The 23,223-nt window shown below is 38.5% G+C and carries 19 protein-coding genes; 5 read left to right on the forward strand and 14 right to left on the reverse strand.

All coding sequences use genetic code 11. The annotated features are described in order from the left end of the window. Window positions 1–21: 21 nt before the first annotated feature. The 5 genes from D172_RS06905 to D172_RS06925 form a co-directional block, all read right to left on the reverse strand. Window positions 22–915: a carbon-nitrogen hydrolase gene (locus D172_RS06905; protein WP_007375292.1), complete on the reverse strand. Its 894-nt coding sequence runs from the start codon at window positions 913–915 to the stop codon at window positions 22–24. Next, window positions 912–1,967 carry an agmatine deiminase family protein gene (locus D172_RS06910; RefSeq protein ID WP_007375291.1) on the reverse strand — a complete coding sequence of 352 codons (1,056 nt, stop codon included), beginning with the start codon at window positions 1,965–1,967 and terminating at the stop codon, window positions 912–914. The genes D172_RS06905 and D172_RS06910 overlap by 4 nt, the downstream gene beginning before the upstream one ends. A gap of 57 nt (window positions 1,968–2,024) precedes the next feature. Then, complete coding sequence (locus D172_RS06915; RefSeq protein ID WP_007375290.1) at window positions 2,025–2,633, reverse strand: PilZ domain-containing protein; 609 nt, start codon at window positions 2,631–2,633, stop codon at window positions 2,025–2,027. 224 nt (window positions 2,634–2,857) lie between these two features. Next, window positions 2,858–3,625, reverse strand: a complete 768-nt coding sequence (locus D172_RS06920) for a haloacid dehalogenase type II (protein WP_007375289.1) — start codon at window positions 3,623–3,625, stop codon at window positions 2,858–2,860. Next, entirely contained in the window at window positions 3,625–4,275 is a 651-nt protein-coding gene (locus D172_RS06925) for a peroxiredoxin-like family protein (RefSeq protein ID WP_007375288.1), read from the reverse strand. Before D172_RS06925 ends, D172_RS06920 begins: the two co-directional genes overlap by 1 nt. A 121-nt stretch (window positions 4,276–4,396) precedes the next feature. Here D172_RS06925 and D172_RS06930 point away from each other — a divergent pair, with 121 nt between their 5' ends. Next, window positions 4,397–5,284 carry a LysR family transcriptional regulator gene (locus D172_RS06930; protein WP_033022922.1) on the forward strand — a complete coding sequence of 296 codons (888 nt, stop codon included), beginning with the start codon at window positions 4,397–4,399 and terminating at the stop codon, window positions 5,282–5,284. On the opposite strand, the gene D172_RS06935 is transcribed toward D172_RS06930, so the two are convergent. After that, window positions 5,264–5,779 carry a DUF2937 family protein gene (locus tag D172_RS06935; RefSeq protein WP_007375286.1) on the reverse strand — a complete coding sequence of 172 codons (516 nt, stop codon included), beginning with the start codon at window positions 5,777–5,779 and terminating at the stop codon, window positions 5,264–5,266. The genes D172_RS06930 and D172_RS06935 overlap by 21 nt on opposite strands. A 118-nt stretch (window positions 5,780–5,897) precedes the next feature. Here D172_RS06935 and D172_RS06940 point away from each other — a divergent pair, with 118 nt between their 5' ends. The 3 genes from D172_RS06940 to D172_RS06950 are packed head-to-tail and all read left to right on the forward strand — an operon-like array spanning window position 5,898 to window position 10,588. Next, window positions 5,898–6,470 carry a sigma-70 family RNA polymerase sigma factor gene (locus D172_RS06940; RefSeq protein ID WP_007375285.1) on the forward strand — a complete coding sequence of 191 codons (573 nt, stop codon included), beginning with the start codon at window positions 5,898–5,900 and terminating at the stop codon, window positions 6,468–6,470. Then, window positions 6,467–7,543 carry a FecR family protein gene (locus tag D172_RS06945; protein WP_007375284.1) on the forward strand — a complete coding sequence of 359 codons (1,077 nt, stop codon included), beginning with the start codon at window positions 6,467–6,469 and terminating at the stop codon, window positions 7,541–7,543. The genes D172_RS06940 and D172_RS06945 overlap by 4 nt, the downstream gene beginning before the upstream one ends. Before the next feature lie 9 nt (window positions 7,544–7,552). Next, window positions 7,553–10,588, forward strand: a complete 3,036-nt coding sequence (locus D172_RS06950) for a TonB-dependent receptor plug domain-containing protein (protein WP_033022920.1) — start codon at window positions 7,553–7,555, stop codon at window positions 10,586–10,588. 401 nt (window positions 10,589–10,989) lie between these two features. Here D172_RS06950 and D172_RS06955 read toward each other — a convergent pair whose 3' ends face one another. The 7 genes from D172_RS06955 to D172_RS06985 form a co-directional block, all read right to left on the reverse strand. Next, window positions 10,990–11,385, reverse strand: coding sequence for an ExbD/TolR family protein (locus D172_RS06955; protein WP_007375282.1), 396 nt, complete (start codon window positions 11,383–11,385; stop codon window positions 10,990–10,992). A gap of 223 nt (window positions 11,386–11,608) precedes the next feature. Beyond that, on the reverse strand, window positions 11,609–12,052 hold the full coding sequence (locus D172_RS06960) for a ferritin-like domain-containing protein (RefSeq protein ID WP_007375281.1): 444 nt from the start codon (window positions 12,050–12,052) through the stop codon (window positions 11,609–11,611). Window positions 12,053–12,227: 175 nt separating this feature from the next. After that, entirely contained in the window at window positions 12,228–13,166 is a 939-nt protein-coding gene (locus D172_RS06965; protein ID WP_007375280.1) for a LysR family transcriptional regulator, read from the reverse strand. Between the two features lie 17 nt (window positions 13,167–13,183). Further along, window positions 13,184–14,902 (reverse strand): bifunctional isocitrate dehydrogenase kinase/phosphatase, encoded by a 1,719-nt coding sequence (gene aceK / locus D172_RS06970; RefSeq protein WP_007375279.1) that lies wholly within the window; start codon window positions 14,900–14,902, stop codon window positions 13,184–13,186. Between the two features lie 112 nt (window positions 14,903–15,014). After that, on the reverse strand, window positions 15,015–15,491 hold the full coding sequence (locus tag D172_RS06975) for a hypothetical protein (protein ID WP_033022918.1): 477 nt from the start codon (window positions 15,489–15,491) through the stop codon (window positions 15,015–15,017). Window positions 15,492–15,593: 102 nt separating this feature from the next. After that, on the reverse strand, window positions 15,594–17,090 hold the full coding sequence (locus tag D172_RS06980; RefSeq protein WP_007375277.1) for a DUF3413 domain-containing protein: 1,497 nt from the start codon (window positions 17,088–17,090) through the stop codon (window positions 15,594–15,596). Window positions 17,091–17,095: 5 nt separating this feature from the next. Continuing rightward, on the reverse strand, window positions 17,096–17,308 hold the full coding sequence (locus D172_RS06985; protein ID WP_007375276.1) for a DUF1414 domain-containing protein: 213 nt from the start codon (window positions 17,306–17,308) through the stop codon (window positions 17,096–17,098). Window positions 17,309–17,370: 62 nt separating this feature from the next. Between D172_RS06985 and yejK the strand changes: the two genes are divergently transcribed. Next, complete coding sequence (gene yejK, locus D172_RS06990; protein WP_007375275.1) at window positions 17,371–18,387, forward strand: nucleoid-associated protein YejK; 1,017 nt, start codon at window positions 17,371–17,373, stop codon at window positions 18,385–18,387. Between the two features lie 798 nt (window positions 18,388–19,185). Here yejK and rne read toward each other — a convergent pair. After that, window positions 19,186–22,479 carry a ribonuclease E gene (rne, locus tag D172_RS06995; protein WP_058230545.1) on the reverse strand — a complete coding sequence of 1,098 codons (3,294 nt, stop codon included), beginning with the start codon at window positions 22,477–22,479 and terminating at the stop codon, window positions 19,186–19,188. Between the last annotated feature and the right edge of the window lie 744 nt (window positions 22,480–23,223).

A 23,223-nucleotide genomic window follows, 5' to 3' on the forward strand; every position in this document is an offset into this window, starting at 1 on the left:
GCCATCTTGAGTTAAGTTTACTTAGTCTCGGTATATTTTTGTTAGGTCTTTATAGTGATCAATTCGTCTATCACGTAAGAAAGGCCAGATACGTCTTACGTTTTCTGAGCGTTTTTGATCAATTTCTACTACTAAAATTTGCTCATCAGTATTATTCGCCTCTGCTAATAGTTCACCTTGTGGGCCTGCAATGAACGAATTTCCCCAAAACGAAATACCATCGCTTTGTCCGCTTGGGTCACTTTCATGGCCTACGCGATTACAACTAATTACCGGTACACCATTGGCAACAGCATGAGCACGCTGGCTAATAACCCACGCATCTTTTTGACGAGTTTGCTCAGCAATGTCGTCGTTAGGATCCCAACCGATAGCGGTTGGGTAAATTAATATCTCAGCGCCTGCCATTGCCATTAAACGTGCAGCTTCAGGAAACCATTGATCCCAACATACTAGCACGCCTAATTTACCCACCGAGGTTTGAATAGGCTCAAAACCGATATCACCTGGGGTAAAGTAAAATTTTTCGTAAAAACCTGGGTCATCAGGAATATGCATTTTACGGTATTTACCCGCAATGCTGCCGTCTTTCTCTAATACAACCGCAGTATTGTGATAAAGGCCCGTAGCGCGCTTTTCAAATAAAGAGGCTACAATAACAATGCCTAGCTCTTTAGCAAGCTCACCTAAGGCATTACTGCTAGGGCCTGGAATGGTTTCGGCTAAATCAAATACGTCAACATTTTCGGTTTGGCAAAAATAGAGGCTTCGGTGTAGCTCTTGAAGTACAACCAGTTTTGCACCTTTTTGAGCGGCTTCACGAATGGCACTCATTGATTTTGCCATATTGTCCTGAGCGTTATCGGTATTGCTTTGTTGCACTAACGCAACGGTTAATTTTGCAGGGCTTGTCATTGTGCTGCTCCAGCTAAAAATCCACGAGGTAATTGCATTGTAATACAGTGCAGGCTGCCAAATTGTTCAATTATTGGTTGGCAATTAACGCCAATAATAGTGTGTTGTGGGTATGCTTTTTGAACTTGCGCAAGAGCACGCTCATCATTGGCATCATTATACGTTGGCACAAGCACAGCATTATTAATAATTAAGTAGTTAGCGTAGGTAGCCGGTAAGCGTGTTTGCTCATCGTCATAAGCGGCTTTTGGCCACGGTAACTCAATTAAGTTATATGGGGTGTTATCGGCAGTTTTAAAGGTTTTTAGTTGTTTTTCCATTGCATCAAGTGCGCTGTAGTGCTCATCGGTTTTATCGTCACACTGCACATATACAAGGGTATTATTTGGTGCAAAGCGCACTAAGGTATCAATGTGGCTGTCGGTGTCATCGCCCGCTAAATAGCCATGTTCAACCCATAAAAAACTGGTCGCGCCTAAGCGCTCTTTTAAAAGTGCTTCAATATCATTTGGGTTTAAATCAGGGTTACGGTTTTTATTAAGCAAACACTCACTGGTTGTTAGCAACACACCGTGCTCGTTTATTTCAATACCGCCACCTTCAAGTACCATATCGAGCGCTTGATATTGGTTGTTTGTGCTACTTAGCTCTTTTACCAAAGTACGATTAATTTGATTGTCCAACGCGCTTTCAAATTTATTGCCCCAACCATTAAAAGTAAAATCATATACTTTTAATTGCTCTGGTGAATCAATAGCGGCGCAAGTAAGCGGACCATGATCGCGCGCCCAAGTATCGTTAGTAGGCGTTACTACAAAATGAACACGATTAAGAGAGACGTTAGCACTATTTAGTAAAGCTGTAATATGCACTTTTAAGGCACTGTTATGCGCCACAATAACAAGCTGTTGCTGCGTTGTTATGTGTTTAGTAAGTTCAATATATACAGGTTCTACACGCGCTAAGTTGTCGGCCCAATCGGTGTCTTTGTGAGGCCATGTAAGCATAACAGCGTCTTGCTCGGCCCATTCTGGTAAAAGTCTAAAGTTCATGAATTTTATATACTAATTAAGATGGCGCTAGTTTAGCATTTTACATAAAGATGTCAGCTAATTATCACTGTTTAGGTCGCCTTGGTTTGGTTCAAGTTCTTGACGTTTTTTAAGTTGGCGGGTTTGAGCATGTAAACTCGCTCTAACAATAAGTTCTTGGTCGGTGGTTCTAATTGCGGTAAAAAGCAGGGTGTATTGGTAATGTTCACTATCTTGTTTCTCTACTGCCACAACTTCAGTATAACAGTACACAGCAGATGCTTCGTGATGTAAAAACAGTTTTGTTCTAAATGCTTGGCCAATTGAGTGTACTTCTGGTGATGTAAAGCGAATACCGCCACCGCCATAGCTGTCACATTGGATTGCGTTATCTTGGGCTTGTTCTGAGGCCAAAATATGGCTCATTATTAAATCTATTTTACGCGACTGTGCTTGTAAAAAAGCGGCTAACTCTTGCGCTATATCGCCTAAGTTACGCAGAGGACGCAAAGAACTTTGTTCGAGTTCACTGACTTCGTTGGCTAATTTAAATAATGGAGGAATATCGTCTTCAAGCTCAAGTTGTGACTTAGGGACTTGCTTATTTGTCACAGCTAATAAATTCACTCTAATACTTTCATCAATTTGAAAGTATTGCTCAAACTCATCTAATCTTTGACTTTTCATTACACTCTCCACCACGTATTTAGTTAATAGTAGCGTTGTGAGTACTAAATTGCTAGCAGATAAAATAACGCATAGCGGGCTAAATACTTTGTTTACGTTCAATTTTTTAACATGCTGATTATGAGAATAAATACCGTAAAGTTCAACACGCTCTAGGAGTTATAAAAAAGCGGCCAATGTCATCCTAACATTGGCCGCTTGGGTATTGATTCATCAGCGCATACTTATTTAAGTAGAGCGGCTAATTCATGTAAATCTTTCACAACGTGATCTGGTTTTTTAGCTAATGGATAAAGTGCTTTACCCGGGCGTGCTATAAAAGTGGTTTGTAAGCCAGCTTCTTTAGCACCAGCAACATCCCAGCCATGGGCTGCTACCATCATTGCTTCATTTGGAGCTACATTTAACTTTTTAAGTACCCACTCATAAGCACGTAAGTCTGGTTTGTAAATTTTAATATCTTCAATGCTGTAACGTGCATCAAAGTAAGATATTAAACCAGCGCTTTCAAACTGTGCCTTTACACCTTTGTTTGAAGAATTTGTAAGGCTCACTAATTTATAGCCCTGTGCTTTGAGTTTCGCCAGTCCTTCTTTAACATCGCTGTGTGGAGGAAGCGTTAAAAGAGGTGTAACAATAGCTGTTTTAGCTTGTTCACTAGTAATATCAATATTGTTGTTTTGAGCGACCATGAGGAGTGACGCCACCCCAATTTGCCCAAAGTCATGATAACTACCACTTACAGTATCTACTAATGAATGGTGCAGCATAGTTGAAAACCACAGTGGTAATAAATCTTCACGTCCGCCTAATGCTTTACCAATAGAGGTGCGCATTGACGTTAAATCAAGTAGGGTTTCGTTTACATCAAAAATAAGCACTTTAGGTTTTGCTTGTTTTTTTGGTTCATCAGCTTCGGCGTAACCAGATACAAGGCTTGTGCCCACAAGTAGTGAAAGAGTGAGTGTTTTTAACGATTTTAAAATAGACATTAATTATTCTCCGATTCAAGTGCTGCCATAACATCAATAGGTTCTGCGCGTAGGGTGTAATCTTCGCTTAAAAATGCGTATGTAATAACACCTTCTTGGTTTATTACATAGGTAGCCGGTAGCGGCAATTTAAAGCTTTTATCGCCGTAGTAGTGTTCAAAATCAATACCAAATTGTGTATATAACGCTTGGATACGCTCATCAAGTGTAAATAATAAACCAAATTGCTCAGCTACTTTATTGCTCACATCGCAAAGCACGTCAAATTCAAGGTTGTTTTTTTGTGCAGTTGAGAGAGTCTCATCAGGTAGTTGTGGTGATATTGCGACTAACTGAGCACTTTGAGTTTTAAATTGTGGTAAGTAGTCGTTAAGTGCTTTTAGCTCTAAATTACAATATGGGCACCAGCCACCACGATAAAAGCTAATAATTACTGGGCCTTTTTTTAATAAATCCGCAAGCTCAACGTTTTCGCCTTTATGATTGGCTAGGCTAAAATTTTCTACTTTTTGACCAATTTGCAACGCATTGTCTTTAATATGCTGTGCAATAAGCTCTTCGTTTGTAGTGTTCATTAATGCTAAAACGTCAGCTGGTAACTTGGCCTCTTTTTGTACGTTATAGGCATCTATTTGCGCTTTTAAACTCATGATTGAACCTCAATAATTAAACTATCTACAATTATAGTGTTCCAGTTATTTAAATAAACATTGCAAAACTGAAAGCTTCATTCGAAAATGTTAAACATTGAAAATAGAGATTGGCAAGTTTGTGTATAATTTGAGCGACCTAGAAACATTTATAGCTGTAGTTGAAAATAAGGGAGTACTTGCTGCTGCCCGCGAGCAGCGTTTATCGCCTGCAACAGTGAGCCATCGCTTAAGTAAACTAGAACGAGAGCTTGCTACAGTGCTTGTTTTTAGAGATAGCAGACGAGTACGGTTATCTCCCGCTGGAGAAATATTTTACACCCGAGTTGGCGCCATAATAGAAGCTTTACGCGATGCTGAGCATAGTATTGGTGCGCGTAGCTCATCGGTAAGTGGCTTACTAAGAGTGACAATGCCCCCATGGGTTTTTTCAAAATACGTAATGCCTAAACTCAATGAGTTTGAGCAAGCTTACCCTGAACTAAAGCTTGATTTTTTAATAACGGATCATTTTGTAAATGTGGTTGATGACGCTCAAGATGTTGCAATTAGGGTGGGAAAATTAAATGACTCAGGATTACTTTCTCGTAAAATCGTAAACAATAGTCGCATACTGTGTGCAGCCCCTAGCTATATAGAAAAGTACGGCATGCCTAAAAATTTAACGCAATTGAGTGAACATTATTGGGTTTGCCTGCCGTGGCAACGCCAGTTAAAGCTTTTTGACGAACACAAAAAAATCCATACCTTTAATGCTAAAACACGTTTTACTATTTCAAACTCCGATAATATGACACAAGCTGCTATTGCAGGTCATGGTATTGCTATTAAGTCAAAAATAGCGATTAATGAAGATCTTAAAAATGGTATTTTAGTAGAAGTAATGCCAGGCGTAATGGCACAAGATGATGCACCGGTTTGGTTTTTACGTCCGCAAAATAGTTTAACAACCCGTAAAACCGATGTATTTTATGATTTTATGAAATCACTATTTTTGAGCTGCGAATAAGCGTTTAAATGAGCGTTTTACTCCAGTTAAAAACAAATAACCAGTAAGCTCTGCAAGCAAGGCTACTATTATGGCTGCAACAATGGCGGCTATAATAGAGTCTTTTTTTAAAATGATTTGACCTTCAAAGCGTTGCCATACTTGTTGCTTTATATCGCTCATGCCACTGATCATAGTAAATATATACGGAGATTTCTCAAACCTATTTACGGCTATCTGTAAGTCTTGCTGTCGTTCGTAAAGAGTACTGATATTACTTGCCCCTTTGTTCACAATTTCATCATCAATATTTTGATAGTGTTTTATTAGCTTATTTAAATCATTATTGAAATACTTAGTTGCGTCGCTTTTAAAAGGCGCAACGGCATTATTAGCTTCAATTAATTGGGCTGATAGTGCTTGGCCAAAGTCACTTACAAATGCAGGAATTTGCACACCTAAAAGTAAACCACACGCAAAAAAACTTAATCGTATATAGTCTAAAAGTTTACTCATAAACTTTCCTTTTTAAAAACAATACATATAAATAACCCAAAGTTAACATTTTGCTTGTTTTTATGCTCAAAACTCGTAATCTAAAGGTAATAAAAATAACAACAGGTGCTAGTTAAGGATGACGAAAAAAATAACGTTTACGTCAACATTTGTTGATATTTCAAGTCAACTTAAGCGCTTTGTCTCTCGAATAGTTCAGCCCGATGACGTAGAAGACATTGTGCAAGAAACATTTATAAAAAGCTATGAAGCCGACTTAAAGCAAGATATTCAATTTACTCGCAGTTATATGCTTAAAACAGCAAAGCATTTAGCACTTAATCATATTGCTAAATGGGATAATAAATTTAACGAATCCCTTGAGCAAGACAGTGAGTTGCCTGTATTACTTAAATCAATGCAGCTAGAAGATGAATACACATCTAAAGAGCGCTTTTTACTTTTTTGTAAAGCCACAGAGCAATTAAGTGTATCAATTCGTAAATGTTTTATATTAAAAAAAGTATACGGCATGAGCCAAAAAGAGATAGCGAGCGAGATGCAATTAAGTCAAAGTACGGTTGAAAAGCACATTGCCAAAGGATTACTACAGACTATGTTGTATATGCGAGAGCATGACAAAACCCACGAACTTCCTGATGCAAGTATTATGTCAGTGCAATCGTTACCCCTAGAGAGGGTTTCAAAATGAGCAACGTACATCAATTTACCTCAAAAGATTTAATTCTCGAAAAAGCCTGTAATTGGATAAGTGCAATAGATCGCGGCTTAAGTGCTGACGAAAAAGAGCAATTTAAATTGTGGATGATGCAAAGCACTGCTCATCAAGATGCTGTATATGAACTTGCTCAGCTTTGGGATGAAATATCTGTTTTAAACGAATTAAGTCATTTATTCCCGCACCGTAGTAGCAAACAGTCTAAAAATAGATGGATGTTTTCTTACTCGATTGCAGCCAGTTTATTTGCAGCATTAATGGTGTGTAGCTATTTACTGATCAATTTAGAAAATGGTTATAACCAAGAACTTGCTAAAGTTAATTATACTAAAATTTATAAAACGAAAGTAGGTGAGCAAGCTACTTATGTTTTACCCGATGGAACGATTGTTCAGTTAAATACCAATAGTTTACTTGAAGTTGCTTACAGCAAAGGGCGCAGGCAGCTATTACTCAGTCGTGGAGAAGGGCGATTTAATGTGGCTAAAGATACGACGCGTCCGTTCAGTGTTATGGCTGGTGATAAAAGCTTTACCGCGTTAGGCACGGTATTTAATGTGCAACGCAATACTTCATCAGATTTAGAACTTGTGGTTACCGAAGGTAAAGTGATGATTACCGACCCAAGTGTTGCTGTAGATGCTAATGATTTTAAAGCATATCAACTTGCTGATAATAGTACGCAAAAAATTCGCAAAATTAATGCAAATATTGTTACTTCGGGCGAGAAAGCGATTATTGAGCAAAGTATAACAAAGCCGATAACGCAACTTTCTGCGGGCGATGTTCAGCGCGATTTAGCATGGCAAAATGGTATGTTAATTTTCAATGGTGAACAATTAAGCGATGCTTTAAATGAAGTAAGCCGTTATACCGCAACGCGTTTTGAATTGTCGTCAGCTGAACTTGCTAGTATTAAAGTGGCTGGTGTATTTAAAGCCGGCGATGTAGCTGGCTTACTTGAGAGCTTACAAACTAATTTTTCGATTGATCATGAACGCTTAGGCGAGCATGTAGTTAGTCTTAAACGCCATACAGAATCATAAGTAGCAGCTATGCAAATCAAGCTAATGTTAGATAAAGTTGCACCTATAAAGATATCACGTAAAAAAAAGATTAAAAAAAAGAAACAAAACCATAGAGGATTTTTGTTTGTCAGCTGTTTATATAAGATGCGCAGTAACCATACGTATTTATTGGGTGGTTTAAGTGTGCTTGTCCCCGCTATTTTTAGCATCAGTGTACAAGCCGCGACGCAAACCACTGGGCAAATGGTGCAATTTGATATAAAAGCGCAGCGAGCAGACAAAGCCTTAATTGAATTTGCTAAGCAAACAGAGCAAACCGTGGTGTTTTCTTATGAGTTAGCTAAGCAGTATGATGCAAATTCGGTATATGGATTTTATACCCAACTTGATGCTTTACAGGCATTACTAGGTGGAACTGAGCTCGATGCGGTTGTTGATCAAAATGGATTACTGAGTATAAAACTCAAACAAATCAACAGGAATGATAACAACATGATGAAGCTTTCAGCGGTCAGTGCAGCTATATTACCAGCGTTACTTGCGGCAAATTCGCAAGGTGTGAATGCAGCAGAAGAAGTTGCTCAAGAAAAAATTGAAAAAATTGCTATTGTCGGTAGCCGTGTAGCGGGACGTTCAGTTGAAGATTTACCCGTTCCAGTAGATATTCTAAGTGCAGAAGCGCTTGAAAATACGGGCCAAACAGAAGTTGGCCGTATGTTACAGTCTATTGCCCCTTCATTTAACTTTTCAAGCTCGTCGATTAGTGATGGTACCGATGCATTAAGACCTGCCACACTGCGTGGTTTAGGTCCAGATCAAACGTTAGTGTTGATCAATGGTAAACGTCGCCACCAAGCAAGTATTATTCATATTAATACATCAGTAGGACGTGGTACTGCGGGTACTGACATGAATGCAATACCTGCGTCAGCTATTAAACGTATTGAAGTTCTGCGTGATGGCGCTGCGGCTCAGTATGGTTCTGATGCAATTGCCGGTGTAATTAATATTGTACTTAAAGATGGTAGTGAAGGCGGTAAAGCGGCTATCAATTATGGTCAATATTCAGAAGGTGATGGCGAAACAGTTAACGTCGATTTTAACAAAGGTTTTGCACTAGGCGATGACGGTTATTTAAATGCAACAATTAACTATCGCGACCGTTCACCTACTAACCGTGCTGGTTTACATGGTTCATGCCAATTTTACGGTTGTACAGAATTAAGTGACGGTACTTTACTGGCTGGCGATCCACGAGAAGTGACCGCAGACAGAGATACATTTAGAATTGGTGATGCCGACTCTCAACAGTTTGGTTTAACAATTAATACAGGTTATGAGTTAGGCGATGGCGAGCTTTATGGCTTTATTACTTATTCAACGCGTGATAACGAATCAGCTGCATTTTTCCGTCACAATGCAAATGCGGGTGGCAACCCAGTACTACAAGATAATGATGCGACGATTCCGCTAGGTTTTTTACCAAAAATCAACACAACGATCGATGATATTTCATATAACTTTGGTTATAAGACACAATTTGATAACGATGCTAGCTTAGACTTATCCTACACTTACGGCGAAAACAGCATTGATTACACGACAAGTGACACAATTAATGCTTCATACGCTAATTTTTTACGTTACGACCAAGGCTTAAGTGCAGCTGATATCCGTACAACTATTCCACGTGAAGCATACGCTTATGGCATGGAGCTCTCACTACAAACAATCAATCTTGATTTCACACAAAACTTTGATGATTATTCTTTAGCAATGGGTGCTGAGATTCGTACTGACGAATACCGTATCCTAGAAGGTAATGAATATGCATACCGAGATTATGATACAAACAATGGCGTAAGTATTTACGATGGGTTAAGTGGTGGTGTAGGCAGTGAAGATGCATCTGGTGGCACACAAGGTTTTGGTGGTTCATCTCCAGCATCGTCGGTTGACGAGTCACGCGATGTTATTTCATTTTATATGGATGCAGAAGCTTACTTTATTGAAGATGTTATTATATCTGGCGCACTTCGCTACGATAACTACAAAGGTTTTGGTGATACTGTTAACTTTAAACTAGCGGGTAACTGGTCGGTTACAGATGATATTTCATTACGTGGTGCATTAAGTTCAGGCTTTAGAGCGCCATCTATGCAACAACTATACTTTAACAATATTAGTACGCAGTTCGTGACAGGCCCTAATGGTACATTAGTTGCTGAGGAAGTAGGGACATTTAGAAATGACTCAACACTTGCACAAAGTTTAGGTATTCCAAAACTCAAAGAAGAGAAATCTGAAAACCGTAGTTTAGGTATCGTTTACAACGTGACAGATAACATCAACTTAACAGTTGATTACTACTCAATTGATATTGACGACCGTATTGTTATTAGTAACCGTTTGGGTAAAGGGCTTTCTTCAAGCTTAGATGCGGCCTTAGTTAGCTCAGGTGCAGGCGCTGGTCAGTTTTTCTTAAATGGTGCAGATACAGAAACTCGTGGTATCGATTTTGTTGCAACATGGAATACAGAAGGCTTAGGCGGTACGCTTGATTTTACACTTGCGGCTAACTTTACTGAAACTGATGTTGTATCGTTATTTACGCCATCAGGTTCTGGTTTAGAAACTGTGCCGGTTGAAGATGTATTCTCGGAACAAGAGATTTCAATCATCGAAGAGTGGCAACCAGAGGATCGCATTAATTTAAGCGCGCTTTATCAACGTGATGACTGGACGGTTAATTTATCACTGAATCGTTTTGGTGAATACACCGTAGAGGATGGTGATAGCCAAACTTATTCGGCAGAAATCTTAACGGATGTTAAAGTTAATTACTTCGTAACAGAAGATTTATCTGTGAATATTGGTGCTAATAACCTGTTTGACGTTTACCCAGACAAAAACAAAATTGGTAACTCACGTTCAGGCACAATCGTTGATGCTAACGGTAACACTGTAGTAAGCAGCTCCGGTGTATTTGAATACTCTCGCCGTTCAGCTCCATTTGGTTTTAATGGTGCTTATTACTACATAGGCGCAGAATATCGTTTTTAATAAATAACTCTCCTATTGTTATTTAAAGTTGAAGGGCCGCAAGGCCCTTTTTTGTTACTTTAAAGAGTTATCCTATATCTAATACCAACCTGCATAAATCTTTGATCAATTTAACGAATTAAATTGCACTATAACGTCGTTAAAAATTTTTTATTTAGAACAACTAAATACAAAAATTTTTGCCTAGTTCTAGCGTAATTTTCTTAACGTTAAATAGACCCATATATAAGCAGATTGGTATAATACCCATCCGCAATAATACTTGATCAATTTGAGGGCTTAAACCTGTCGCTAACTGTGTTAAAAATTTCTGATATGGAACAACTAAACAACGAAATTTTTACCTGGTTATCGACACGATTTTCTTATCGTTAAATAGACCACATTTAAGCCGCTTAGTATTATTTCGAGATTAAAGAAATGGAGTAGTTTTCATACTCTTTAATATTATTCATCACGTTCATTAGGGTGTTGTGATTACTGTTTTCGTCAGCTTTTATCAATACTGAACTTATTTCATATTTTGCAGCAAACATTGCTAGGTTAGTCGACACTTGCTCTAAGTCAATCAACCTACCTGAGAAATAAACCCCATTACTTTCATCTATACTAAATAAAGCATTTTTAACCGGTTTATCTATTTGAGGGCTATCGAGCGGACGATTTAACTCAATGGCCACAGGTTTAACAAAAGATGTAGTAACAATAAAGAAAATGAGTAGTATAAATACAATGTCTAACATTGGAGTCATATCTACATCAGCATTATTTTGCAGTTGAGCTAGTTTTTTTTTCATATTGGGACCTTATTTATAATTTAAAGCTGCGGCGCCACAGCAAGATTTCAGGATCCTATTAATAAAACTAGCACAGCTAAAATAAAATATAGTTAATTAAATATTCTAATAATATTAAATGTTTGTATAAATTATGTCGTTATATGTAAGATAAAATAAATGAATACTTTAAGACAATAAAAAACCCAGCGCTATGGCTGGGTGCTTGGCGTCAAAATCAAGTTTAATGGTTTTTCATGCGACTCATTTCTGCATGGCAACTCTGCATTGTTAGTAGTGTTTTAGCCAAAGCAGCTTCACAGTCAGCAGGTTGTGGTTTATCCATCGCGGCTTTAATTTCTTCAAGGGTTTTATCCTCAACTTCCTCTAGCTCCTTCACATAGGTGCTGTCGTTGTGTGAGCTAAATGTTGTAAGCAGTCCAGTGTATGCACGGCGTGCTTCAATAGCGAACGAAGAGCCATCTTCGCGTTCCCCTTTTTCATTAATAGCATAGGGCTGCAAGCGCTCAACACTTACTTTACGTGCATCGATCATGCGCTGGAAAAGAGCGCCAATTGCAGGGTCTTCAATTTTTTCTAGGGCTTTTTCATAAAAGTCGATGCCACTGTTCATTACTTGAATGATGTCTGTAATATGATTTACTTCTGATCCTTGATGGGTGTTCATAATGACCTCTTTAATTAAATGAATATAAACTTCAATCTAATAAAAGCAAAGGTCATTCCATAATGCCTTTCATGTATAAGTATTTGATATTAATTGCTTTGTTATTTATTTTTAAATTACTAGGTTAATTTTTTCTATTAGCCTAGCAATTTTTACAAAGTATTGTGTAATAAAGCTACTTTAGTTCCTCGGCAACTTCAGCTACTTTTTGGCGCAACCAAATATGACTCGCATCTCGGTGTAGCAGTGGACTCCAAATCATATCAAGTTCAAAAGGAGGAATAGGAAAAGGAGGTTCTAGTATTTTAAGTCCTGGATCGTCGACATAAATATTAGCGGCTTTAGATGGTAGAGTGGCAATAAGGTTTTTCTCTTTTGCTAAATGAATCGCTACATGGTAATTACGCGTAAATGTAGCGATATTACGATGTTTACCAAAGTGAGCGAGGGCTTCGTCAACCCACCCTAGCTTTTGCACGTCTTTTGGATCCATTCCTACACCAACACCAAAACCTGTTTTACTTACCCAAATATGGCGTGCTTTTAAATAGCTATCAAGGCTAAAGCTTTCAATTATTGGATTATCGGCTTTTACTAAACAGCAAAAACTGTCTTTCCAAATACGCTTATGATGAAAAGATTGTGGTAAGTTTTCAAAACGATTGATAGCCATATCAACTTTACCATTTTCTACATCATGAAAAGTCACATCACTTGGGGTAAGTATATCTAATGTGGTGTCGGGTGCCTCGTCATGTAATTTACTAAGCAGTTTAGGCGCTAGGGTACTTGCAGCGTAATCGCTGGCCATAATCCTAAACACACGTTTACTTTGGCTTGCCTCAAATTCTCGATTAGGTGCTAGAGTTTCTTCGAGAGTCATTAATATGCCACGTATAACAGGTTGTAACTCCAAAGCACGCTCAGTTGGGACCATACCATCGCTGGTACGAACTAAAATAGGATCGTTAAATAGGTTACGAAGACGTTTAAGGCCATTACTCATTGCAGGTTGTGTAATACTCAACTGGTTTGCAGCGCGTGTTACGTTGCATTCTCGTAGTAGTGTGTCGAGGTAAACCAGTAAATTTAAATCTATTTTACTTATATTCATTGTGTGTCCTTTAGCGCCTACCAGTGGTGAATAAAGCGCTGTGCTGTCGGGTATGGGTAAATATGACTCACATGCCCATTTTTTATGTTTTGCTGTGCTTGTTTCCAAAAACTAACATCAACTAATTCGGGATGTGTACTTAATAAAAACTGTTTATAAGTTGGGTTAGGTGTAACAAAAGTACATAACTGCTCCGGGAAAACATCTTGTGGAGCGACAGAGTAACTTTGTTCACTCATTAAATAGTCATCGTAATTTTTAGCTTTAGGTAATTCTCTAAAGTTCATATCTGTAAGGTATTGTACTTCGTCGTAATCATAAAAAATAATACGCTTATGCTTACTTACCCCAAAGTTTTTTAATAGCATATCACCAGGAAATATATTAACGGCAATCATTTCTTTAAGTGCTTGGCCGTACTCCTCTATTGCATCTGCTGCACTTTCGTCATTAGCGTTTTCTAAAAACAGATTTAGTGGTGTCATGCGCCGTTCAATGTAAAGGTGTTTTATAATCAACCAATCGCCTTCAATTATCATAGAGGAGCCAATTGTTTTATGTAATTGCTCAAGCAAATTACTATCAAAACGAGCCAAAGGAAATACGACATTAGAATACTCTATAGTGTCAGCCATACGCCCAACGCGATCGTGACTCTTTACGAGCTGATAGCGCTTTAAAACGGTGTTGCGACCAAATGGTTTGCTTTCACCAAACTTATCTTTAATGACTTTAAATACATAACCAAAAGAGGGGAGGGTAAATACCATCATCACCATGCCCGGTGTACCAGGTGCAATTGTAAACTCATCACTTGAATGCGTTAAATGACTTAAAAATTCGCGGTAAAATTCAGTTTTGCCTTGTTTATGAAAACCGATCGCGTTGTATAGCTCTGCAATTGTTTTGTTTGGCATTAGCTGATTTAAAAACCTTACCAACGCTGATGGTGCATGAGTTTCCACCATAAAATAAGCACGCGCAAAGCCAAAAATAACACGCATTTGTGATGATTTAGTGAGCAAGGCGTCTAAGTATAAGCCTTTATCTTTATGATGTAGTACTGCAATAATAAAAGGTTGCACACCGCTTTGAGAAACTACACGGCCAACAATATACGCCGCTTTGTTACGATAAAATGCAGTATGTAATATATCAAAGCGCATTTGCCAAGGTTGGTGGTGAGTATCGGGGGCTTGTTTGTAAAATGCTTTAACAAGCAAGCGTATATCTCGTTCTAAATCTACAAATGGGGCTTTAAAATCAAAGTGATTGATAATACGTTTTATCGTAGGCTTTAAACCATCAACTACCGGGAAATAACTTCTATACTCGGATTCAACCGGTACAGATGGCGCGTCTTTTAATGTGGCTTGTACAAATATAAAGTCATTATGAAAGTAACGTCTATGGTAAAGACGGCAAAATACAGAGTTATAGAATGTTTCGGCAAGCTCTGCTTGTGGGTGAAAGCATAAAAAGTGTTGATATATTTTTTTTACTGCAAGCCAAAGAGACTCATCAAGGGTATCTGTAGGATGTTCTATTTTTAAAAATTGTGTCGTTTCGTTAACACGATCATCATAATAGCTAATACGTAAACGGCTTATATCGTTAATTGCTTGCCAATCTTTATTAGCAAAAGCGAGAGGGGCTTTTGCCGTGGTTTTTTGAAATAGCTTATAGTGCTTTTTAAAGCCAGTTAAAATTAGTTCAGCAATACGATGTGGCTGCATAAGCATTCCTTATTATACGTTAGAGTTTATACTCTATTGTGTTAAGGGTATGTTATTTTAAGTTTAAAACCAAGCTAAATTACGAACACGCTCATAATGCTTTATGAGAGTTTTATTTGTATATTAATATTTTTTTTTCTAGTTCTTTAATTTTTTTAGCAATAGCAGATACTTCTTTTTTATATTCTTTATTAATTCGTTTAATGTTCTTGGTAATATCTTTAGTAATTATATTTTTCTCATCGTCGGCTAAAATATGGTTAAGGCGCTGTTGTTGCTTGTATTCAGCTCGCTCTTTTTCACGATCGAGTATCGTTAATTTATGGTTGTTACTGCGAAGTTCAGCTTGTAACCCAGCCAAAAGCCTTTCTCGCTCAAGATCGTTTAGTTGTTTTCTATAATCAACTTCAGGGCCATTTTGCAGTATGTTTGTGGTATTTACTTTGTGTGTAGTTGCGCGATGATCGCAAGGAAACTGAGAAAAAACAGTCTCTTTTTCTGTCACGCATTTGTAGTAAGTCGTGGCGTTATTATAAAAGCAGATAAAGATGCAAAGTGAATAAAATAAGTAACTAACAAGTTTAATCATAGCAGGGCATCCATGAATTTATTTTGCGTTGCTAAAAACGCAGTTCCAAAATAAAAACTATAACCTAGCTTGACGTTATAGCAAGCTAGGTCAGGATTACAGTTATTGAGTGAATGTTTTTAACTTCTTAATGCTTTGTACTAAAAATGGAATATCTAAACCTTGCTCAATAGAGAACCCTTCAGCGGCAGAGATGTTTTTAAAATTCCCATCTGAGTCTATTAATGTGATCCTATCTTTTTTGTATGCTATGACTACACCTTGGGAGTAATTAACACCCATATTGTCTTTTTTCTTGTATAGGTTAACACCTAACATTGTTTGTTTGGCAATCGCTTTACAATTTAAGTACTGACCGACACTAGTCGCAATTAAATCACTTGGTTGAATTAAGCCTTCAACCATTGAGATTCTTTTATCTGAGCTGTATAAGGTTGATGTACTTACCACTTCTTGAGTATCATTTACTAAGCTAAAAGCAAAGATTTGCGTTGCGTTATCGCGTGGGGATACAACTTTTGAACCGCTAATAACTCTAATCGCACTGTTAGTGTGAGCTTGGTCATTAATAAAGCTCAGCTCGTTAATACCACTTACTTCAATACTGCGACGTTGGCTCTGCCATGCGGGAAGAGTGTGCTCTTCAATTATCGCAACTTTATAAAAGGCAGGTAAACCGTATACCAAACTAAATAGCATGTCGCTATGATTAGTTGGCTGTAAAAACTGCTCTGTTTTATGTAGACCTTTATTTTCTGAAATAAAGTCGGCTAATTGTTGGTCGGTTTCAAAAACAAAAATGTCGATATTAGCCTGAGTGTAATCTTCACATTTCTCAAGAGGAGTTGGTATTTGGTAGTTAATATTTTGGTTATTAATTTTAACGCTATGAGCTTGTTTATATGTTTCGATATCTAGTAAATCATTTTTAGCTAACAAACTTTTAGCTGTTGTAGGGTATGAAAGTGGTAAAACATTATCTTGCTTTGTTACATCAAATTTTAAGTTAGCATCTGCCCAAATATGAATGCTGTGGCTAAGCGCAAAACATATAACTAAAAATGAGCTTGCGTAACGTGCAAATTTAAACTGTTTTAGACGCGCTAAATGCCGCCATGTAAGATTACTGGCAACGAGTTGAAAACCTAAGATTAGCAGAACAATACCGCCGGCAAAAAGAGTTGTTAAAGCAGGCGAACTTGTTAATCGATGCCACAGTAGTGAGATGATTTCAGGCAAAGCGGAAGTGCTTAAATGATAGCCCAAATTAACATACACATAAGCATCAAGAGTAAGCAGTGATGCGCCAAACGTAGCAATTACAGCAGCCATTCCACGAATGTGCCTAGGATAGGGGAAAATCAAACTAAGCGGAAATACCGTCAGCACAAATGCTAAAAAGGCAATAAAACTAGTGTGGCTAAGCCATGTCACTAGCATATAAGTTATGCCCATAAAGCTAGTTGGTGGCGAATCGGCAAATAAATAGCTTAAGCTAATAAATAGCGCTAAGCCGATGTTGGCAAAGGTGAACCAATGCCCCCAGCTTAATAACTGACTCGCTTTTGATGAAAACTGATTGTGCTGCGATAAGTTCATAGAGTTTATTTAACCGACTGCGATAATGCTTTTGCAAAGTTCTCAGTTACGGCTTGTCTTTTCCCTGTTGGTACATGCTCTTTTAAGATATGCGTGATAGAATTTCCTAAACACATAAGGCTTAAATCAACCGGTGCATTATGTTTAGTTAGCACATCAATAAGCTGATCGACGATTTGTTCTACTTCTTCATTAGAGTATTTTGATAAGATTGGCATCAGTTGGTTCAATAAAATAGTTATATTCCCGTATTTTAACACTAGAGGCGTGAAAAACAAAGATGACAACAGACGTTAAAAAATTAGTCGTTCATTATGTAGACAAAAAAGACGACGATACGCAAATTCACCTTCGAAATGATGAAATGATCATCAACGATAAAGTGGCCGTGTTCATTGAGCAGCTACATCATGCGTACAACGGTAAACCTGGTAAAGGTTATTGTGCTTTCAGTGGAGATAAAAACAGTATTGTAGCATCAGCAATGCAAAGTTACCGTAATGATGAGTTGGGCTTTTGGCATATGACAGAGCAAGCTTCAACAGTCTTAAAAGAAGAGCTTGATAAGTATGCTTTTAGTGAAACAGGTTATTTAGTATTTTGTCATTATCAGTATGTTGCTACCGATTACATGTTAATTGCGATGATTAACATCAAAGAACATTATTCAATGACTTCAGAGCTTGATTTAGCAGCTTCTCGCCATTTAGATATATCGCGTATGCAACTCGCTGCTCGCATCGACTTAACAGCGTGGGATACACAAGCTGACGACAATCGTTATATTTCATTTATCAAAGGACGAGCTGGACGTAAAGTTGCTGACTTTTTCTTAGACTTTTTAGGTTGTGAAGAGGGTATTGATTCAAAACAGCAAAGCCAAGTAATGCTTAGCGCAGTAGAGGATTATTTATCAGAGCAACAGTTTGATAAATCAGAAAAAGACGACTTACGTAAACAAGTATTTGATTACTGTAATGATTGCGTAACTACAGGCGAAGATGCCAGCGTAAGCGAGCTTTCAGCAACGCTCACTAAAGGCGATGACAGCCCGTTCGACAGTTTTTGTAAAGAACAAAGCTATGACTTAGAAGAAACCTTCCCTGTAGATAAAAAAACGGTAACCAGTATGGTTAAGTTTTCAGGTCTAGGTGGTGGCGTAAGTGTAAGTTTTGAGCGTAAACATTTAGGTGAGCGCGTTACTTATAATGAAGCGACTGATACCTTAGTGATTAAAGGTATTCCGCCAAATTTAAAAGATCAGTTACAACGTTTTATGGAACAAGAGCAAGAATAAACGTTACATAAATAATGTTTTAGCTTTATTGAAAACGCGGCAAGTAGACCGCGTTTTTTTATGAGAAAACTTATTTTTAAACGCCAGCATACAGTTTATGGATTTAACGTTTGGTGTTTACCTGTAGACGTAGAGCTTGCTCACGTTAGAAGCGCAGCTTCTCAAAGCTTTAAATAGTGAATTAAAAAAGGTGAGGTGAGTTTTAATGTATTGCAATGCATTAAAAAGGTACTGCTAGTTAACAATGTTGGTAAAAACGTCGTTTTTAAAGGCCAGCAAGCTGTGCGTCTACAGGTTATGGATTTAACGTTTGGTGTTTACCTGTAGACGTAGAGCTTGCTCACGTTAGAAGCGCAGCTTCTCAAAGCTTTAATGGTGAATTAAAAGAGGTGAGGTGAATTTTAATGCATTGCAATGCATTAAAAAGGTACTGCTAGTTAACAATTTTGATAAAAACGTTATTTTTAAACGCCAACATACAGTTTATGGATTTAACGTTTGGTGTTTACCTGTAGACGTAGAGCTTGCTCACGTTAGAAGCGCAGCTTCTCAAAGCTTTAAATGGTGAATTAAAAATGGTGAGGTGAGTCTTAATGTATTGCAATGCATTAAAAAGGTACTGCTAGTTAACAATTTTGATAAAAACGTTATTTTTAAACGCCAGCATACAGTTTATGGATTTAACGTTTGGTGTTTACTTGTAGAGCTTGCTCACGTTAGAAGCACTTTACATAGCACTTAAAGCAAAAAAGCCCCGCTATTGAGTAAATAGCGGGGCTTTTAAATGAGCGTTAGTTACTAATCAGCACTCATTGTTTTAGTCATTGCAGAGCTTGCACGACCAGCAGGTTTGATTGAGCCTGCACGTAAGCCACTGTCGGGTACTAGTTCACGTTTGTCGTGAGCCATTGCAACAGAGATATGTTTTACTTCGCTATCAGCTACAGGAGTAGGTTGTGCCATTGGCGCACTTGCAGATCCTTGCGAAACGACGGTTTTAACATGCTGTACTGATTTTTCAACTTTAGCTGGTTGCTCAGTCACTACAGGTGCTTCAACTTTAGCTGGTTGCTCAGTCACTACAGGTGCTTCAACTTTAGCTGGTTGCTCAGTCACTACAGGCGCTTCAACTTTAGCTGGTTGCTCAGTCACTACAGGTGCTTCAACTTTAGCTGGTTGCTCAGTCACTACAGGCGCTTCAACTTTAGCAGGTTGCTCAGTCACTGCAGGTGCTTCAACTTTAGCGGGTTGCTCAGTCACTACAGGTGCTTCAACTTTAGCTGGTTGCTCAGTCACTGCAGGCGCTTCAACTTTAGCGGGTTGCTCAGTCACTGCAGGTGCTTCAACTTTAGCGGGTTGCTCAGTCACTACAGGCGCTTCAACTTTAGCTGGTTGCTCAGTCACTACAGGCGCTTCAACTTTAGTTGGTTGCTCAGTCACTACAGGTGCTTCAATTTCAGCTGCTTGCTCAGTCACTACAGGGGCTTCAACTTCAGCTGATTCTTTAACCGCTTCAACTTTAGCCAAGTCTTCTACAGCAAGTGCTTGTTCAACTTTTTCAGAAGCATCAACAGCGGTTTCTTGCGATTTAGCTTTAAGTTCAGCTTCATACTCAGCTGCAGCTTGATCTGCTACTGGTACAAATGCAGGTGTTTCGTCTGATTTGTTTTCAGAACCTTCACCTTCTGGTCGGCGGCGACGTTGACCAGATGCACGAAGATGACGAGGAGAGCGGCGTGAACGTGTACGTGTTTGCTCTTGTTCTTCATCAGATGCAGATGTTTCATCGTTAGAATCAACAACGTCAACTTTCTCTTCTTTAATATGCGCTGTTTTTTCTGCTGGAGCTTGCGTTTGCTTTTCTACAGTAGGCGTAACTTGCTCTTTAACTTGTGGTTTTTCATCACTTACCACAGTTTGTTCTGTTATTTTATCTACTGTTTTTGCTTGTTCAGCATTTTCGTCTTCTAAACGTACTTTTTTACGTAAATTACGTCGTTGACGGCGAACTTTAGGCTTCTGCTCTTTAGGCTCTGCAGCTTGTGCTGGTTTAGAATCAGTTTCTACTTCCGGCTTTGCAGGGGCTTCAGTTTTAACTTGATCTTTTTCTTGGTTTTTATGCTCTGGGCGCTTACGAGAGTTAGGATTACGACGGCGCTTGTTGCGATTTTCGTTTCTTTCTTGGTTCTCGTTAGTTACTGGTGAATCAGTTTTAGCTTCATCTTGATCAGTATTGCTGCGTTCAGCACGAGGCTTAGTGCGAGGATTATTTCGACGACGTTGATTGTTATTTCGACGGCGGTTATCGTTACCTCTGCGGTTATTACGTGCTTCTTCTTGCTGCTTTTCAGCGGCTTCTTTTTTCTCTTCTACCGTTTCAGTAGCAAATAACGACTTAAACCACTTAGTGATTGCTGTAAATAAGCCACCATTAGCTTTAGTCTCATTGGTCACTGGCTTAGCTGTTTGTGCAGGCGCTGCTTGTGGAGCTGGTGTAGAAGGCATTACTACACCTTTTAGCATTGGTTCTTCACGTACTGGAGTACTTGGAGATTTAGACATCTCAAATACTTCAGGCTCAGGCGCAATAACTTGTCCGTAACTTACCGTTTCAAGTGTTTCGTCTTTACGTAAACGCATAACTTCGTAATGTGGTGTTTCCATATGTTGATTAGGAATAATCACTACATCACATTTATGATGTTTTTCAATACGATGAACACTACGTCGTTGCTCATTTAACAAATAAGCGGCAACAGCAACAGGCACTTGTGCATTTACTTGTGTCGTATTGTCTTTTATTGCTTCTTCTTCAATTAAGCGAAGAATAGAAAGTGCGATTGATTCGTTAGAACGAATAGTCCCTTGTCCGCTACAGCGAGGGCATGGGCCTTGGCTTGCTTCACCTAATGAAGGACGCAAGCGCTGACGCGACATTTCAAGTAAACCAAAGCGTGAGATTTTACCAATTTGAACACGAGCACGATCTGGGCGAGCAGCATCTTTTAAGCGATTTTCTACTTCACGTTGATGACGTGGAGGGGTCATATCGATAAAGTCGATTACAATCAAACCACCTAGGTCACGAAGACGTAACTGACGTGCAATTTCATCAGCAGCTTCTAAGTTAGTATTTAGTGCTGTTTCCTCAATATCACCGCCTTTTGTTGCTTTAGACGAGTTAATATCGATAGATGTTAATGCTTCAGTAGGGTCAATAACTATTGAACCACCAGATGGAAGACGCACTTCACGCTGAAACGCTGACTCGATTTGGCTTTCAATTTGATAATGTGTAAATAATGGCGTATCGCCTTGGTAAAGCTTAACGCGGCTCATGAAATCAGGACGAAAACGCTCAATGTGCGCTTTAGCTTCTTCAAAAACACGTGGTTTATCAATTAATATCTCACCAATGTCGCGACGTAAATAATCGCGAATGGCGCGAAATATCACGTTACTTTCTTGGTGTATTAAAAAAGGCGCTTTAGCACTGTCGGCTGCTTGGCCAATAGCCTCCCAGTGTACTAATAATGCTTTTAAATCGTAGTTTAGTTCTTCAAATGACTTACCAACACCAGCAGTACGAACAATTAAGCCCATACCTTTAGGTAATTCTAAACGACCTAGTGCTTCTTTAAGTTCAGTGCGCTCATCACCTTCAATACGGCGAGAAATGCCACCGGCACGAGGATTGTTAGGCATTAGAACTAAGTAACTACCAGCAACGCTGATAAAAGTAGTTAACGCTGCGCCTTTTTGGCCTCGTTCTTCTTTATCAACTTGTACTATTACTTCTTGACCTTCTTTGATTACGTCGCGAATATTCGGACGACCGTGAAAAGTGTAACCTGCAGGGAAGTAAGTACGGGCTATTTCTTTTAAAGGGAGGAAACCATGGCGATCAGCACCGTATTCAACAAATGCTGCTTCAAGAGATGGTTCAATGCGGGTTATTTTGCCTTTATAAATATTGGCTTTTTTCTGTTCGTGACCTGGGCTTTCTATATCTAAATCATATAGGCGCTGGCCATCAACCAGTGCTACGCGCATTTCTTCTTGCTGCGTTGCATTGATTAGCATACGTTTCATATTGTTACTCTACTTATTTATGTCGCTGACATGACGATGTTTTTATCGCCTGTTCAGTTGTTCCTATTTTTAGAATGTGCAGCCTCACGACTGGGTCTTTAACGGAACGGCTCTGTATTTTCGTACGCAGTATTTTAAATGCTGGCAAACAATAACGTGTATTACCGTTATTAAATTCTAAATGGTGTTAAAACAGTCGGCTTTTCAGCTACGTTTACATGTTTTACCCAGAAGTTGGCCTGTCATATCAATCTTACTAAATGTCATTCATATTAGGTGCGTAGGGCTCATTAAGTTGGTGAGTAATACATATTTATGTATCACTAATATCCATTTTAAGAGCAAAAGTTGCTACCAATGTTAATGAACGCTTATTTATTAGATTTTTTTAGTTCTAAATAAGCTGCTGTACGGTACTACAATAATTGAGCAAATGCTGAACGACGTGTTTTTACGTCGTCACTATCAGACAAATTATCTGTTCATTGCTTTCTCAATCGCATTAAAAACCACTTCATGTTCAAACTTAACCAGCAATATATTACGCGCATTGCCGTTAATTGATCGCACGTGTTGACTAGGTATGTATAAAAGCTTTGGAAAACTTAACTCGGATCTGTATGATCGGCTACCCAGAATGTGCATCACGAATGTTTTAATGTGTTAAAAAGCACCGTTGTTATTTGCAAATACTAAATATTTGCGCTGCTGATTATCCCACTATTATTACAGTGTTAGCAACTA

Source organism: Pseudoalteromonas sp. Bsw20308, from assembly GCF_000310105.2.
Lineage (GTDB): Bacteria > Pseudomonadota > Gammaproteobacteria > Enterobacterales > Alteromonadaceae > Pseudoalteromonas > Pseudoalteromonas fuliginea.